Source organism: Thalassospira sp. MCCC 1A03138 (assembly GCF_002115785.1).
Lineage (GTDB): Bacteria > Pseudomonadota > Alphaproteobacteria > Rhodospirillales > Thalassospiraceae > Thalassospira.
The window spans coordinates 228,517-242,941 of the sequence record NZ_JFJY01000006.1; the positions used below are offsets into that span (position 1 = coordinate 228,517).

16 protein-coding genes are annotated in these 14,425 nt (G+C 56.7%); 10 read left to right on the forward strand and 6 right to left on the reverse strand.

What is annotated here, in order from left to right:
• Nucleotides 1–281 precede the first annotated feature (281 nt).
• The 5 genes from TH468_RS14055 to rpmF all read left to right on the forward strand — a co-directional run bounded on the left by TH468_RS14055 (nt 282) and on the right by rpmF (nt 3,486).
• Nucleotides 282–992, forward strand: coding sequence for an alanyl-tRNA editing protein (locus TH468_RS14055; RefSeq protein WP_085645324.1), 711 nt, complete (start codon nt 282–284; stop codon nt 990–992).
• A gap of 169 nt (nt 993–1,161) precedes the next feature.
• A complete protein-coding gene (locus tag TH468_RS14060) occupies nt 1,162–2,019 on the forward strand; it encodes a sulfurtransferase (protein WP_085645108.1) in 858 nt (285 codons plus the stop codon).
• 17 nt (nt 2,020–2,036) lie between these two features.
• The gene (locus TH468_RS14065; RefSeq protein ID WP_085645110.1) at nt 2,037–2,594 is read left to right on the forward strand and encodes a GNAT family N-acetyltransferase; all 558 of its coding nucleotides are present in this window, start codon (nt 2,037–2,039) and stop codon (nt 2,592–2,594) included.
• The gene (locus tag TH468_RS14070; protein ID WP_085645112.1) at nt 2,591–3,265 is read left to right on the forward strand and encodes a GNAT family N-acetyltransferase; all 675 of its coding nucleotides are present in this window, start codon (nt 2,591–2,593) and stop codon (nt 3,263–3,265) included. Before TH468_RS14065 ends, TH468_RS14070 begins: the two co-directional genes overlap by 4 nt.
• Nucleotides 3,266–3,306: 41 nt before the next feature.
• Nucleotides 3,307–3,486 (forward strand): 50S ribosomal protein L32, encoded by a 180-nt coding sequence (rpmF, locus tag TH468_RS14075; RefSeq protein ID WP_007090029.1) that lies wholly within the window; start codon nt 3,307–3,309, stop codon nt 3,484–3,486.
• 127 nt (nt 3,487–3,613) lie between these two features.
• Here the strand turns inward: rpmF and TH468_RS14080 are convergent, their stop codons facing one another.
• Nucleotides 3,614–4,570: a threonine/serine dehydratase gene (locus tag TH468_RS14080; RefSeq protein ID WP_085645114.1), complete on the reverse strand. Its 957-nt coding sequence runs from the start codon at nt 4,568–4,570 to the stop codon at nt 3,614–3,616.
• A gap of 225 nt (nt 4,571–4,795) precedes the next feature.
• Here TH468_RS14080 and metC point away from each other — a divergent pair, with 225 nt between their 5' ends.
• Nucleotides 4,796–5,980 (forward strand): cystathionine beta-lyase, encoded by a 1,185-nt coding sequence (metC, locus tag TH468_RS14085; RefSeq protein WP_085645116.1) that lies wholly within the window; start codon nt 4,796–4,798, stop codon nt 5,978–5,980.
• 77 nt (nt 5,981–6,057) lie between these two features.
• Here the strand turns inward: metC and TH468_RS14090 are convergent, their stop codons facing one another.
• Entirely contained in the window at nt 6,058–7,158 is a 1,101-nt protein-coding gene (locus tag TH468_RS14090; RefSeq protein WP_085645118.1) for an alkene reductase, read from the reverse strand.
• Between the two features lie 220 nt (nt 7,159–7,378).
• Here TH468_RS14090 and TH468_RS14095 point away from each other — a divergent pair, with 220 nt between their 5' ends.
• Nucleotides 7,379–8,302, forward strand: a complete 924-nt coding sequence (locus tag TH468_RS14095; RefSeq protein ID WP_085645120.1) for a LysR family transcriptional regulator — start codon at nt 7,379–7,381, stop codon at nt 8,300–8,302.
• A 14-nt stretch (nt 8,303–8,316) separates the two neighbouring features.
• On the opposite strand, the gene TH468_RS14100 is transcribed toward TH468_RS14095, so the two are convergent.
• From TH468_RS14100 to TH468_RS14115, 4 genes are read right to left on the reverse strand one after another with little or no spacing between them, the layout of a single operon-like run.
• On the reverse strand, nt 8,317–9,318 hold the full coding sequence (locus TH468_RS14100; protein ID WP_085645326.1) for a homoserine dehydrogenase: 1,002 nt from the start codon (nt 9,316–9,318) through the stop codon (nt 8,317–8,319).
• A gap of 58 nt (nt 9,319–9,376) precedes the next feature.
• The gene (locus TH468_RS14105) at nt 9,377–10,180 is read right to left on the reverse strand and encodes a metal ABC transporter permease (protein ID WP_231886955.1); all 804 of its coding nucleotides are present in this window, start codon (nt 10,178–10,180) and stop codon (nt 9,377–9,379) included.
• Nucleotides 10,177–11,028 (reverse strand): zinc ABC transporter ATP-binding protein ZnuC, encoded by an 852-nt coding sequence (gene znuC, locus TH468_RS14110; RefSeq protein ID WP_085645122.1) that lies wholly within the window; start codon nt 11,026–11,028, stop codon nt 10,177–10,179. Before znuC ends, TH468_RS14105 begins: the two co-directional genes overlap by 4 nt.
• On the reverse strand, nt 11,009–11,485 hold the full coding sequence (locus tag TH468_RS14115; RefSeq protein ID WP_085645328.1) for a Fur family transcriptional regulator: 477 nt from the start codon (nt 11,483–11,485) through the stop codon (nt 11,009–11,011). The genes znuC and TH468_RS14115 overlap by 20 nt, the downstream gene beginning before the upstream one ends.
• A gap of 134 nt (nt 11,486–11,619) precedes the next feature.
• On the opposite strand from TH468_RS14115, the gene hisI reads away from it, so the two are divergent.
• From hisI to TH468_RS14130, 3 genes are all read left to right on the forward strand, one after another.
• On the forward strand, nt 11,620–12,030 hold the full coding sequence (hisI, locus tag TH468_RS14120; RefSeq protein WP_085645124.1) for a phosphoribosyl-AMP cyclohydrolase: 411 nt from the start codon (nt 11,620–11,622) through the stop codon (nt 12,028–12,030).
• 9 nt (nt 12,031–12,039) lie between these two features.
• Complete coding sequence (locus TH468_RS14125; RefSeq protein ID WP_085645126.1) at nt 12,040–13,164, forward strand: GTP-binding protein; 1,125 nt, start codon at nt 12,040–12,042, stop codon at nt 13,162–13,164.
• A gap of 307 nt (nt 13,165–13,471) precedes the next feature.
• Entirely contained in the window at nt 13,472–14,302 is an 831-nt protein-coding gene (locus TH468_RS14130; protein ID WP_085645128.1) for an aldo/keto reductase, read from the forward strand.
• Nucleotides 14,303–14,425: the final 123 nt, after the last annotated feature.

Genomic DNA, 14,425 nt, shown 5'->3' on the forward strand with positions numbered 1-14,425 from the left:
TTTCTTTCACCCCCAATTTGGGCCAAGGGGATAACATACATATCGTATCATTTTCAACATCAATTCCGAAAATATGTATCAACACATACATAAACCGAATTCACAAAAACTCCTCGACAAACCAAGCCTTCCGGCAGCACCATGATTTCACTGCAAGATTTCAGACCGGACCGCCACCGCGATGCTGCCCAGTCCCACCAAAGGCACATCCACCGCCGCCCCGATTTTGGCGGCAATCCGACGGTCACGTGATCTGATCGCCACCAAGTATGGAGGAGTCTGTGACCCGCCTTTTATTTCGTGAAGACGCCTATCGCCGGAACTGCGACGCCAAAGTCATGTCGATTTCCGACCGCGGCATTGAACTGGACCAAACCGTGTTTTACGCCACCGCTGGCGGCCAGACCGGGGATGTCGGGATTTTCAAAACCGCCGATGGCCGTGAAATGCCGGTCGCAACCACGATCAAGGACCGCGACAGCGGCAAAATCCTGCATATCATCGCCGAGGGTCACGACCTGCCAGCAATCAGCGATACGATCACGGCCGAACTGGATTGGGAAACCCGCCACCGCCTGATGCGCTTTCACACCTGCCTGCATTTGCTCTGTGCAATTGTCGAAGGCGACGTCACAGGCGGCAATATCGCCGCCCACAAAGCGCGACTTGATTTCAACCTGCCCGACGAAGCGCCTGACAAGGATGAGCTGACCGCTCGGCTAAACGAACTGATCGCAAGCAATGCCGAGGTTTATGACGGTGAAATCAGCATTGCCGAGCTTAAAGCCAACCCCGAACTGGTCCGCACCATGTCGGTGCAACCACCAATGGATGGCAACAGCATCCGCACCGTCACGATCGAGGGGATCGATTATCAGCCCTGCGGCGGAACGCATGTCAAAAGTACGGCCGAAATCGGCAGGGTTCTGGTTGCCAAGATCGAAAAGAAAGGCCGCCAGAACCGCCGCATCAATATCGTCTTTGATGAATGAATTCCCCGGAAACGCGCAATCGGCATATCCACAAATCAAGTCGGGATATTGCCATGCGCTTTCAGGACGGATAGAAATTAAAACAAGAAACATTTGAGTTTGAAGATACAGATCTGCGGAAACGCCCCGGATCGCGCAATACCCACCATTGCAAACCGGAGTCTCTTTGATGACCAACCCAACTTCCGACGCACTGGTCTCCACCCAGTGGCTTGCGGATCACCTTGATGCACCCGACGTTCGCGTCGTCGATGCCAGCTGGTACATGCCCGCCCAGAACAAAAATGCGCGCGAGATTTATAACGCGCAGCACGTTCCGGGCGCGGTATTCTTCGATATCGATGAAATCGCCGCCGACGATAGTGCGCCGCTTCCCCACATGATGCCCGACGCGATCAAGTTTTCGGCCAAGGTCCGCAAGCTTGGCCTTGGCGACGGTGTCCGCATCGTGGTTTATGGCCAGACGGGGTCCGCCCTTGCCGCCTGCCGGGTATGGTGGATGCTGCGCCATTTCGGGCATCACGATGTCGCCGTGCTTGATGGCGGCCTGCCGAAATGGCTGGCGGAAAACCGCCCGGTGACCGATGCACCAACCCCGCCGCGCGAACGCCATTTCACCGCGCGCGCCAACAGCTTCCTTTTGCGCGAATATGATCAGGTGCTGGCAAACGTCAAAAGCAAACGCGAACAGCTGGTCGATGCCCGCGCAACCGAACGCTTCACCGGCGATGCCGACGAACCCTGGGGCAAGGCTGGCCATGTGCCGGGTTCCTATAACCTGCCGTTTGACAGGCTCCTGAATGCTGACGGCACCTTCAAGGATGCCGATGCCATTCGCACCGCCTTCCATGATGCCGGTGTCAATCTTGATAAATCGGTTGTCACATCCTGCGGCTCGGGCGTGACCGCCTGCGTGCTTGCCCTTGGTGCCTATATTGCTGGCAAAAAGGAAGTCGCGGTTTATGACGGTTCCTGGGCCGAATGGGCCAGCACCGAGGGAAGCCCGGTCGATAAAGGCCCGGCATAACACGGCGCATAAAAGATATGAAAACGCCCGGCTCCCCTACCCTGTCCCCCGCCGATACCGCCCGATATGACGCGGTCGGCACAGGCGACAAAGCCAAGGATCCGGGCGTTTTTCTTGAAAGACTGCAATCACCGACTGCGCACGACATCGCCGCCATCGGCGACCTCTGGCATAAATCCGGGCTGACCGGACCGGGCCATGATGCCGGTCGTGATCTCGCCGCATGCCTGAATTCCGGGCGCGGCAGCGTGATTTTGGCGCGAACGGCAAAAGACGCTACAATCATCGGCACTGTCATGGCCGGTCATGACGGCGAAAGTGGCTGGGTTCACTATCTTGCCGTGGCCAACGATGCGCGCGGCACCGGCCTTGGATCGGGGCTTCTGGCGCTGGCCGAAGATATCCTTGCTGCCACCGGCCTTGCTGTAAACAAGGTCACCGTCACAGACCCGGCAGTGCGTGATTTTTATCGCAAGCTCGGTTATGAAATTATCGAAACCGTCCCGCGAACCAATGCGCAAACATCTGAAATCGGTAACGATTTCGTGGTTATGCGAAAAAGGCTGAAGTCATGAGTGCATCCAATCCGCGCAAGCTGGAAGTCGTCGTCACCTTCCTTGAAATGCTTGATCCGCCAGACCGCCCTGCGGCCACCATCCCGCCGGGCAAGGTCGCCATCGTGCGCGCCGAAAACCCCACCCTGTCCTTTTATCGCTACCTTTATAATACGGTCGGCGAACCATGGCTGTGGTGGTTGCGCCGCCTGATGGGCGATGAAGAACTTGCCGAAATCCTCGCCAAGCCCGAAACCCATGTTTACGTATTATATGTCGCGGGTGTCCCGGCCGGCTTTGCCGAACTGGACCTGACCGATCTTGAAGAAAACGGCGTGATCGACCTGCATTATATGGGCCTGATCCCCGATTTCATCGGCAAGGGGTATGGCAAATACCTTCTGAACTGGGCGATTGACACCGCTTGGGGCCTTAAACCGCAACGCATAACAGTCAATACATGCTCGCTTGATCATCCAACTGCTTTGGGGGCTTACCAGAAGGCAGGCTTTGGTGTATACGACCAGCGAACAGATATTGTTGACGATCCGCGTGATACCGGCCTGATACCGGCCATCGACCATCATGTTGATCATGATGCCGGTGCCGATCACGGCAAAAAAGCCGAAAGGTCGCAGGAAAATGAAAATTCCGGCACTTTGATCGTTGACTTTCCCGACCGCGCACGTTAACAAGCGCGCCTGAGTTTACCCAAGCCAGAGGATGATGACCCATGGCAGTGCCAAAGAAAAAAGTGACCAAGTCCCGTCAGGGCATGCGTCGCTCGCATGACAAGCTCGCCAAGGGCTCGTACCGCGAAGACAAAGAAACCGGCGAACTGCATCGCCCGCACCACATTGATCCGAACACCGGTATGTACCGTGGTCGTCAGGTGGTAGAGCCGAAGATGTAATTCCGCACCGGAGAGCTTTGGCTCTTTGGCGGTTTGCGACGCTACAAGTTTCCACGCCATCCGTTTTTCGGATGGCGTTTGGTTTAAAAAAGGACGAAGCCCAGCGGTTTCGTCCTTTTTTATTTGATCACGCCATCCCGTCCGAACCGGTACCGCAAATCACGACCCCGATCTTGCCGGGGCTTTCAACACCCAGCCGGTCAGAAGCCACTGCCGCAATCCCGGCAGCCGCCGAAAGCTCCACGGCAATTCCCAATTCCCGCCAAAGCCAGCGTGCCGCATCGCGCATTTCATCATCGCTGACCAGAACGATCCGGTCGACATTCCTGCCAATCAGATCAACATTCAACGCCGATGACTGACGCGGTGCCAGACTGGTTGCTGCCGTATTCACACTTGGCAATGTCGCGACCTCGTTATGCTTGAGGCTCTCGAACAATGTCGGTGCCCCGGTCGGCTCGACCCCGATCACCCGGATCGATGGCCGCAAAAGCTTGGCCGCCGTCGCCACCCCTGAAATAAGCCCGCCACCGCCAATCGCCACCACCAGCGTATCAAGGTCGGCCTGCTGTTCAAGCATCTCAAGCGCAATCGTGCCCTGCCCTGCAATCACCTTGGGATCGGCAAAGGGATGGATATAGGCCATGCCGCTTTCACGTGCATGATCCATGGCCGCCCGGTTGGCATCGTCCCAGACCGCCCCGGTCAATGCGACGTCAACACCCTGCTTGCGCAGCTTTTCGACCTTGGGCTTTGGCGTATTGGTCGGCAAAAAGATTTTGACCGGCACGCCCAGCACACGGGCCGCATTGATCACCCCCATGCCATGATTGCCGCCCGATGCTGTGCAAAGCCCCATGGCACGCTTGTCTTCATCAAGGGCAAGGGCGGCATTCATCGCCCCGCGCGCCTTGAACGAGCCCGATACCTGCATGTTTTCAAGTTTCAGATACAAATCCGGAATATGATCCCGGTCGGGAAAAACCGACTTGTCGCCATAAATATCGGCGGCAAATACCGGCGTCAGGCGCACATGTTCGGAAATGGCGCGACGCGCCGCACGAAAATCCTGAAGTTCAAGCACGGGGCCTCCTGCAAGTCGGATCGGATTAAACGGGTTTTACCTGTTGTAACGCGGCCCTGAACCGGACGCGAGGCATAAGGCTTGAAATATCGCAAAATGGCGATTTCACAACTCTTTGCGGTGAAAAAACCTTGAACCCGGTGACATGAAATGCTTTGAGTTATGGAACAAATTCAAGGCCCCACGCGTCGTCAACCCCGGCGCACCCAAGGAGAAAAGCCACCCATGTCAGGTCACCGCCCCCAAAAGCCCGCAACCCAACTGGTCCATGCCGGTCGGCGTTCCAGCGAATATCACGGTGTGGTCAACCCGCCGGTTCTGCATGCCTCGACCATTCTGTTTGAAAGCCTGGCCGACCTTGAAAAGGCCGGATCATCCGCACCGGGCAAGGTGACTTACGGGCGGCATGGCACCCCGACACGCTTCCTGCTTGAAGAAGCCGTGGCCGAGCTCGAAGGCGGCTTTGGCACCCTGTGCGTATCGTCCGGTGTGGCGGCGATCACCAATGCGATCCTGGCCTTTGTCAAACCGGGCGATCATATTCTGGTGACCGACAGCACCTATTACCCGACGCGCAATCTGTGCAACACGTTTCTGAAACGCTTTGGCGTTGAAACCGAATATTACGACCCGGCCATCGGCGGCGATATCGCCGACCTGATCCGCGACAATACCGCCCTCGTCTGGTGCGAAAGCCCAGGCTCGCTGACCTTTGAAATGCAGGATATCCCGGCGATTTCGGCGGCGGCCCGTGCACGCGGGGTCAAGGTCTTGCTTGATAACACCTGGGCATCGCCGATGCTGTGCCGTCCGTTTGACATGGGGGTTGATGTATCGGTACAGGCCGGCACGAAATACATCGTCGGCCATTCCGATGTCATGCTGGGCACGATCACCACTGCGACCGAAGAAGACCTTCTGACCATCAAGAAGCAGATCATCATCTCGGGCGATGCAGTTGGCCCCGATGATTGCTATCTGGCACAACGTGGCCTTCGCACCCTTGGCGTACGCCTGCGCCAGCATCATGAAAGCGGCCTTAAGGTCGCCCAATGGCTGCAAACCCGCCCCGAGGTCAAACGCGTCCTGCACCCGGCCCTGCCCGATGATCCGGGCCATGCCATCTGGAAACGTGACTTCATCGGCGCATCGGGCCTGTTTTCCTTTATCCTGAAACCGGTCACAAAAACGCAGCTCGCCAATATGGTCGATCACATGGATCTGTTTGGCATGGGATTTAGCTGGGGCGGCTTCGAAAGCCTGATCCTGCCGTCTGATCCGAAAAACATCCGCACCGCGACCAAATGGAACGAAGACGGCCAACTGATCCGCCTTCATATCGGTCTTGAAGACACCGACGACCTGATCGCCGATCTGGAAGCCGGGTTTGCACGACTTGAAATGGCCTAAGGCAAAGACGCCCCCAAAATGCAAAATGGCGCGGAAGCATCCGCGCCATTTTCAATACATCGAACCAATATAACGGTTTATGCCGCTTTGCTCGGCATATAGTCGGTGTAACCTTTGCCGTCACCACCAAACAACGTTGCCCCATCAAGCTCGTCAAGCGGCAGATCATTTCTGTAACGCGCCACCAGATCGGGATTGGCGACAAACGGACGACCATAGGCCACCAGATCCGCATAACCGGCTTGCAGGATCGCCTCGCCACGCGACTTGGTATATTTGCCCGCGACGATGATCGTGCCGGAATAAACATTGCGCAAATCCTTGCGGAACTGTTCGGGGATTTGCGGCGCGTCATCCCAATCGGCTTCCGACAGATGGATATAGGCAAGCCCGATACGCTCGATCTCTTCGGATGCTTTCAGCATCGTATCAATGATTTCCGGATCGTTCATATTGCGCTGGGTGATAAAGGGCGACAAACGGATACCGACCCTGTCCGCACCGATTTCATCGGCAACCGCCTTGCAAACGTCCTTAAGGAACCGAATGCGGTTTTCCTGACTGCCACCATAAATATCGTCACGCTGGTTTGATGTTGTCCGCAGGAACTGATCGATCAGATATCCATTCGCCCCGTGCAGCTCAACACCGTCAAAACCGGCGGCAATTGCATTGGCCGCCCCTTTGCGGAAATCCTCGATCACACCGGCAATATCTTCAAGTGTCAGGGCGCGCGGGACCGGGCAATCAACCATTCCCCCCACCCCCGTCACGGGATCGGCCACCCAAACCTGTGCATCCGGCGACAGGGCCGATGGTGCAACCGGCTTGCCATCCGCATGGAAACTTTCGTGGCTCATCCGGCCAACATGCCAAAGCTGCAGGAAAATACGCCCGCCAGCCTTGTGAACCGCATCGGTTACCTTGCGCCAACCGGCAATCTGATCATCACTGTAAATTCCGGGGGTAAAGGAATATCCCTGTCCCTGCTTGGAAATCTGGGTTGCTTCGGTCACGATCAACCCGGCCGTTGCGCGCTGCGCATAATAGGTTGCCATCAGATCGTTGGGAATATCGCCCGGCTGATCCGTACGGCAGCGGGTCATCGGTGCCATAACAATGCGGTTTGGTATGTCAATCCCGCGCAGGTCATGGCTTGCAAACAATAAGCTGCTCATCGTCACGTCTCTTTCCATTGTTAAGATGCCCGACCATGCAAGGTCTATGTGACTGCGGGATTGGGGCGCACAGCTTATTGCGGAATCGCCGCTTACACAATCAAATCGCCAGTTTCCCCTGCATGACCGGGGCGTTGAGGTCATTGGGCAAACCTTATCAATTGCGGGTTTCCAAAATAATTGGCAAAATTTCGCAAATTCTTTTTGGAAAATCCGAACAATGGACCTATTGGCCAATCTGTCACTCTTTGTCCGCATCGTTGAAAAAGGTGGTCTTGCCGCCGCCGGGCGTGATTTCGGTTATTCTCCGGCATCGGTATCCGAACGTGTCACCGCCCTCGAAGACCATTACGGCGTACGGCTTTTAAATCGCACCACACGTGCCATCAGTCTGACGGATGAAGGCCGCCTGCTTCTGGACGGCGCCAAACAGCTGGTGGGCGATGCCCACGACCTGCAATCGCAAATCCGCCACGGGGCAGATCACCTTTCGGGACTGATCCGCATCAGTGCCACCTTTGATCTTGGCCGTAACCGACTGGCCCCGATCCTTGATCAGTTTATGGAAATGCATCCCGATATCCGTATCGACCTTGTCCTGTCGGATGGGTATGTTGATATCGTTGCCCAGGGCATCGACCTTGCCTTGCGCTATGGCGCGCTGGCAGACAGCAGCCTGATGCGCCGTCGCCTTGGCTCAAGTTACCGGCTTGCCTGCGCATCGCCGCAATATCTTGCCAGATACGGAACTCCCAAAACCCCCGACGATCTTGCCAACCACAATTGTCTTGTCATGCGCTTTGGCAATCAGCTCAATCAGGAATGGCCGTTTATCGTTGATGGCAAACTTAAGATGTTCATGGTCCGGGGCAACAAAAGCGCCAATGACGGCTCTTTGATCCGCCAATGGATATTGGGCGGATACGGGATCGGGATGAAGTCCCATTGGGATATCGAAGACGATATCCGCGATGGCCGCATCGTTCCGGTCCTGAAAGACTTCTCGCCGCCCGGAACCGACCTTCAGATCGTATTTCCCGCTGGCAGCAACCAACCCAAACGGGTCCGCTGCCTGATCGATTTTCTATCAGCCGCCTTTGAAAATGGCGGGATTCCCCAATCCCCATCCGGTCCGAAACACTAGGCGTTCTGCACGGATCAGGCCACTCTGGCTTTCAGGATATGCTCAAAATCCTTCAGGGCTGCGGCCGCCGTCGCCAGCGGCTCTTTACCGCACCCGATGGCGATTGTCTCGCCCATTGCATCGGTGGTGATCCGGATTGCCTTGTTCTTGCCACTGACTTGCGCCAGGGGATCCGAATTGGCATAAGCCCTGACACCGACACGCGCAGAAATCGTCCCGTCATCCGCACATTCCAGACGGCCGACAAGCTTCGGAACAAGGCCCTCCGCCCGCCACGCATCAATCCGGTCTGCGGTAACACCGTGAATGCCCTCGACAACAAGGTCATCCATCGCAAGCTCCGCCCCCAGACCAAAATTCGCAAGAAGCAACAGCTTGCATGCCGTGTCCCAGCCTTCGGTATCGTTGCGCGTATCAGCCTCGGCAAAGCCGCCTTTTTGCGCCTCTTTCAGCGCTGCGTCAAAGCCCACACCTTTCGACACCATCGCATCCAGAAGGAAATTGGTCGTGGCATTCAAAATGCCTTCAACACTTAAAACCCGGCAGCCGGTCAGACTATGTTCAACAAGATCAATGGTCGGCAGGGCCGCGGCACTTGCGCCACTCAGCTTTAAAATCGCCCCCGATGCCTTCGCCAGATCGCGCAATTCCCGTCCGCTATGGACCAGCGCGCCCTTGGAAATCACAATCGTGTCCCGCTCGCTCGAAAGGGCGGAATGAATATAGGCAAGCCCCGGACCGCCCGTGCGGAAATCGCTGGGTCCGGCCTCAATCAGGACATCTGCCCCGGACGTGCTGATAAAGTCCGGCCCGCTCAGGCCCGGCTCCAGCGCATCAAACTGATCGGCATCAAGCCCGTTTGCATCAAACAGGCCCGAACGCGATCCGCACACCGCCACCAGACGAACATCCGTATCGTAAACGCTGCGGTAATGCTCCCGACGTGCCAAAAGCAGATTTGCCGTGGCGCGGCCAACGCCACCGAAACCCGCAATCGCAACCCTGATCACCCGCATATTGTCCGTCCCTGTTTCATTTATAACTGCGCGCAATCCAAACATTACCGATACCGGGTTATCCCCGCAAACGGCGAATCACGGGGGATGCCATCCCGACCAGCAGGAACAACCCCGCCGCCGAAATCACGATGCTTGGCCCAGCCGGGCTATCGACATGCCACGAAAGGCTGATCCCGGCCATGACGGACGCCGCGCCAAACAGGGCCGCACCAATCGCCATCTGTTCGGGTGTTCTGGCAAAAAACCTGGCACTGGCGGCCGGCACGATCAAAAGGGCCGTGATCAGAAGAACCCCGACAATCTTGATCGCCATGCCGATCACAAGCGCCATCAGCAGCATGAAAACCAGACGCAGCCGTTCGACCGGAATGCTCTCGGCCGCGGCAATTTCCGGGCTGACGGTAAGCGCTAGTAAAGGCCGCCACATCCAGACCAGTACCAGAAGCGCCAATCCACCGCCCAGCCCCAAAAGCCAGATGTCGGCAACATTGACCGCCAGAATATCCCCAAACAGATATGCCATCAGGTCAACCGCAATCCCCTGCACAAAGGCAAGTGCGACCATGCCAAGGGCAAGTGTCGAATGCGCCAGCATCCCCAGAACCGTATCACTGCCAAGGCGGCTCTGACGTTGTCCGATGGCGAGGATCAGGGCGGCGGCAAGACAGGTGGCAATCATCCCGATCCGGACATCCACCCCCATCAAAAGTCCAAGTGCAACCCCCAGCAACGCCGAATGCGCCAGCGTATCGCCAAAAAACGCCATGCGTCGCCAGACGATAAACGCCCCGAACGGCCCGCAGACAAATGCCAGCAAAATCCCGCCGATCACCGCACGGGTCAGAAAATCATCCATCATTGCGGCCGCCATATCCGATCTTTTTCGTCGATTTCTTCTTCATGATGATGATGGCCATGCGCGCATCCCGGCCCGTGAACATGGCCATGATGATGATCATGGCCATCCCCGCCATCAACAACATGCCCGGCAAGGTCATGTTCGTGATCATGCGCATGGGTATAAATGCCAATCGCATCCGCCGCCCGATCCCCAAACAGGGATCTGTATTCAGGATGCTGACGCACGGTTTCGGGGATGCCGGAACAACAGACATGCCGGTTAAAGCATACCACCTGATCGGTCTTTGCCATCACCAGATGCAGATCATGCGAAATCATCAAAACCGCACAGTTAAGCTCGGCCCGGATATCATCAATCAGGCGGTAAAGCTCCGCCTGCCCGGTCACATCAACCCCCTGGGTCGGCTCGTCCAGCACCAGCAAATCCGGGCGCAGCAACAAAGTCCGCGCCAGCATCACGCGCTGCGTCTCGCCCCCCGAAAGGCTGCTCATCTGGCTATCGATCACATGGCTGGCACCGACCTGTTCAAGAACCTTCTGGCAATCGCCGCGCGATGCCGAACGGGTCAGTGTCAGGAACCGTTTCACCGTCATCGGCAAAACCTGATCAATCGCAAGCTTTTGCGGCACATAGCCAATACGAAGGCCCGGCTTGCGGATCACCTCGCCCTGATCGGCGCTCTGAAGCCCCAGAAGGGTTTTGACCAGTGTTGATTTACCCGCCCCGTTTGGCCCGATCAGGGTCATGATCTCGCCCGCATTGATCGAAAGCGTCACGTTATCAAGCACCCGTTCATTGCCAAAGGACAGGATCAGTCCCCGTCCTTCAATGAGTGGTGCAGTCATGACACAGGCCTTTGATTTCAACAGTGGTGGCTTCGATTTTAAATCCGACCTGCTTGGCCGCCTTGCGAACCGCGATGCTTACATCCTCATCCACCGTTTCGGCAACGCGCCCACATCTGGTGCAAATGAAATACTGCCCCAGATGATCGCAATCGGGCTGATCACAACCGAAATAGGCATTCAGCGACTCAATACGGTGCACCAGCCCAAGATCGGTCAGGAATTCCAGCGCCCGATACACGGTCGGCGGCTGCACGCGCTGCCCCTCGGCCTGAAGCGCATCAAGCAGTTCATAGGCGGTAACCGCCTTGTGCGATTGCCATATCAGGCTGAACACCTTGCGGCGCATATCGGTAAAACGCGCATTTTCCGCCTCGCAGACTTTCTCTGCCTGCGCGATTGCGCTATCGATACATCTGTCGTGATCGTGGCCCTTTTTCGGGAAAAGATCGGTCATGTCGCACATCCGAAGTCACGCCGGGCTATTTGCGTTAATCTGCAAAAAGCCATGGCACAGGGTGATATGTTATAATATATCATTTCTTGACGTGACTGCCGCAAAAAGTCAACAACCATCGACCGGAGCCTTCGATGACCGAGACCACAACTGCCGCCAATTCAAAGATTGCCGACAAACTGAAATTCAATGAAAGCGGCCTGATCCCGGCAATCGCCCAGCAGCATGACAGTGGCGAGGTTCTGATGATGGCCTGGATGAACCGCGATGCGGTAATCGAAACGCTTGAAACCGGCCGGGTCTGCTATTACTCACGCTCGCGCGGCAAGCTCTGGCGCAAGGGCGAAAGCTCCGGCCAGCTACAGAAACTGATCGATTTCCGCTATGACTGCGATCAGGATACCGTGCTGGTACAGGTTGATCAGCTTGGCGTTGCCTGCCACACCGGGCGTCGCAACTGTTTCTATTTCGCCGCCCGCGATGGCGAGGAAGTGGTGATTTCCCAACCCGAAATCGCCGTCGAAGACCTTTACGGCAAAAAGTAAGCATCAGACATGGCGATTTCCGACGAACAGTTTGACCGCGTTGCCACCACCGTCATCACCGGCTTCCTTGGCAGTGGCAAGACAACCCTTCTCAATGCCCTTCTCGCTCACGACGGCATGGCAAAGACCGCCGTTCTGATCAATGAATTTGGCGAAATCGGGCTTGATCACCTTCTGGTACGCGAGGTGTCCGAGGATGTCGTGCTGCTGAATTCCGGCTGCATCTGCTGTTCGGTGCGCGGTGATCTGATTTCGGGTTTGCGCGATCTGTTTGTCAAACGCACCCGTGGCGAAGTACCGGAATTCGACCGCGTGATCATCGAAACCACCGGCTTGGCCGATCCCGCCCCGATCCTCCACACCCTGATGACCGATCCGTTGCTGACCGCCAAATTCCGCCTTGATAGCGTGGTGACCACCGTTGATGCCCTGCATGGCGCGGGCCAGCTTGATGACCATCCCGAAAGTGTAAAGCAGGCCGCCGTCGCCGACCGCATCCTGATCACCAAATCCGATCTGGCCGATGCCAAAATGCTGGCAACCCTTGAAGCCCGCCTGCGGCATCTTAACCCGGCCGCCCCGATCCATGCCGTCACCATGGGCGATATTGATCCGGCCAAGCTGTTCAATGCCGGGCTGTATGACCCGGCGACCAAAAGCATGGATGTGCAGAAATGGCTGCGCGACGAGGCGTATGAGCAGCACGGCGACGACCCTCACGATCATGGTCACGGGCATGATCACGCGCATGACCACCACGGCCATGATCACCACCACCACGCCGATGCACAAGACGTCAACCGGCATGATGACCATATCCGGTCCTTCTGCATCACCTTTGACGAACCGCTGCATTGGGATGCGTTCGTCACCTGGGCGGAAATCTTCACCCAGATGCGCGGCGAAAGCCTTCTGCGCGTCAAGGGCATCCTGAACCTGGTCGGTGAAAGCAGCCCGGTCGCGATCCATGCCGTGCAGCATGTTTTTCATCCACCCGCCACCCTGCCCGCATGGCCTGACGAGGATCGCCGATCAAAAATCGTGTTTATCACAAAGGATCTCGGCCCGCAGGTCATCCGTGATTCGCTTCATCACCTGAATGCCGCCGTCTCGGAAACCGCCGAAAAATCCTGATTGTTTTTGGCATTTGAGCCACATCAAGGCCCCCAACCCGAAATTGGATCAGATTGGGTCTTGGCTTGATACAGCCTCACTCTAAGTCCTGAACTTCGGGCGATCCCATTCTTGGTGATCGCCCTTTTTCTTGCCGTTTTTCATCGGCATTCTATCCCCTCGCCAAACCGAAGGACAGCATCCACCATCCGCCCGTACAGGTTGCGCTGCTGTTGCGCTGCACTAAATCTGACACAGATCAGGAAAGCTGACTTCGGTTTTCCGAACTCTCAAAACAATCAAATCAAATCGAAGGGGGTAGAACATCATGATTTTCCGGAACTGGCAGGGTACGAAAATCCCCGCACTCGGCTTTGGGACATACGAGCTCGATAACGCGGCCGCCGAACATATGGTCGCCGAAGCCGCCAAAATCGGTTACCGCCATTTCGATACCGCCCAGATGTATCATAACGAGGAAGGGGTTGGTCGCGGCCTGAAATCATCCGGCCTTTCACGTGATGACTACTTCCTCACCACCAAAATCTGGCCCGACAAATTCCAAAGCGGCGATCTGCAAACATCCGTGGTCGAAAGCCTGCGCAAGCTTGACCTTGACCATGTCGATCTGCTGCTGCTCCATTGGCCAAATGATGAAATCCCGCTGCGCGAAACCATCGCGGCGCTGAACGAGGTCAAAAACCTCGGCATGACGCACCTGATCGGGATTTCCAATTTCCCGACCGCCCTGATCGAACGCGCCGTCGGCCACAGCAACCTTCCCCTTGCCGTCAATCAGGTCGAATATCACCCCTATCTTGACCAGTCCAAGGTGCTTGATTGCGTGCGCAGCCATGACATGCTGCTGACCGCCTATTGCCCGCTGGCACGTGCCAAGGTGATGAATGACGAAACGCTGGTTGCCATCGCCAAATCCTATGGCAAATCCCCGGCACAGGTCACCCTGCGCTGGCTGCTGCAACAGGATGGCGTCATGGCCATCCCCAAATCGGGTTCGCCCAAAAACGCCCAGGCCAATTTCGATATCTTTGATTTCGAGCTGTCGGACGCCGACATGGCCGACATCCACGAACTCGCCAAGCCAGACGGCCGCCTGATCGATCCCGATTTCGCCCCGGAATGGGATCGCGCCGCCTGAGAAGCAGCGGCATAGCGCATAAAACCATCAAGACCGGCCCCCAGCAGGCCGGTCTTTTGCGTTAAATCCCCCCGGCCCGCCAAAAACCATCATATTGCCCCCGCTTTCCGCACCCGGCTTGTT

Excerpts from the sequence above, each read along its gene's own strand:
- TH468_RS14070 (WP_085645112.1), top strand. The coding sequence starts at position 2,591 with ATGAGTGCATCCAATCCGCGCAAGCTGGAAGTCGTCGTCACCTTCCTT.
- rpmF (WP_007090029.1), top strand. The coding sequence starts at position 3,307 with ATGGCAGTGCCAAAGAAAAAAGTGACCAAGTCCCGTCAGGGCATGCGT.
- TH468_RS14105 (WP_231886955.1), bottom strand. The coding sequence starts at position 10,180 with ATGATGGATGATTTTCTGACCCGTGCGGTGATCGGCGGGATTTTGCTG.
- TH468_RS14060 (WP_085645108.1), top strand. The coding sequence starts at position 1,162 with ATGACCAACCCAACTTCCGACGCACTGGTCTCCACCCAGTGGCTTGCG.
- TH468_RS14100 (WP_085645326.1), bottom strand. The coding sequence starts at position 9,318 with ATGCGGGTGATCAGGGTTGCGATTGCGGGTTTCGGTGGCGTTGGCCGC.
- metC (WP_085645116.1), top strand. The coding sequence starts at position 4,796 with ATGTCAGGTCACCGCCCCCAAAAGCCCGCAACCCAACTGGTCCATGCC.
- TH468_RS14115 (WP_085645328.1), bottom strand. The coding sequence starts at position 11,485 with ATGACCGATCTTTTCCCGAAAAAGGGCCACGATCACGACAGATGTATC.
- TH468_RS14095 (WP_085645120.1), top strand. The coding sequence starts at position 7,379 with ATGGACCTATTGGCCAATCTGTCACTCTTTGTCCGCATCGTTGAAAAA.
- TH468_RS14125 (WP_085645126.1), top strand. The coding sequence starts at position 12,040 with ATGGCGATTTCCGACGAACAGTTTGACCGCGTTGCCACCACCGTCATC.
- TH468_RS14090 (WP_085645118.1), bottom strand. The coding sequence starts at position 7,158 with ATGAGCAGCTTATTGTTTGCAAGCCATGACCTGCGCGGGATTGACATA.
- TH468_RS14065 (WP_085645110.1), top strand. The coding sequence starts at position 2,037 with ATGAAAACGCCCGGCTCCCCTACCCTGTCCCCCGCCGATACCGCCCGA.
- znuC (WP_085645122.1), bottom strand. The coding sequence starts at position 11,028 with ATGACTGCACCACTCATTGAAGGACGGGGACTGATCCTGTCCTTTGGC.
- TH468_RS14130 (WP_085645128.1), top strand. The coding sequence starts at position 13,472 with ATGATTTTCCGGAACTGGCAGGGTACGAAAATCCCCGCACTCGGCTTT.
- hisI (WP_085645124.1), top strand. The coding sequence starts at position 11,620 with ATGACCGAGACCACAACTGCCGCCAATTCAAAGATTGCCGACAAACTG.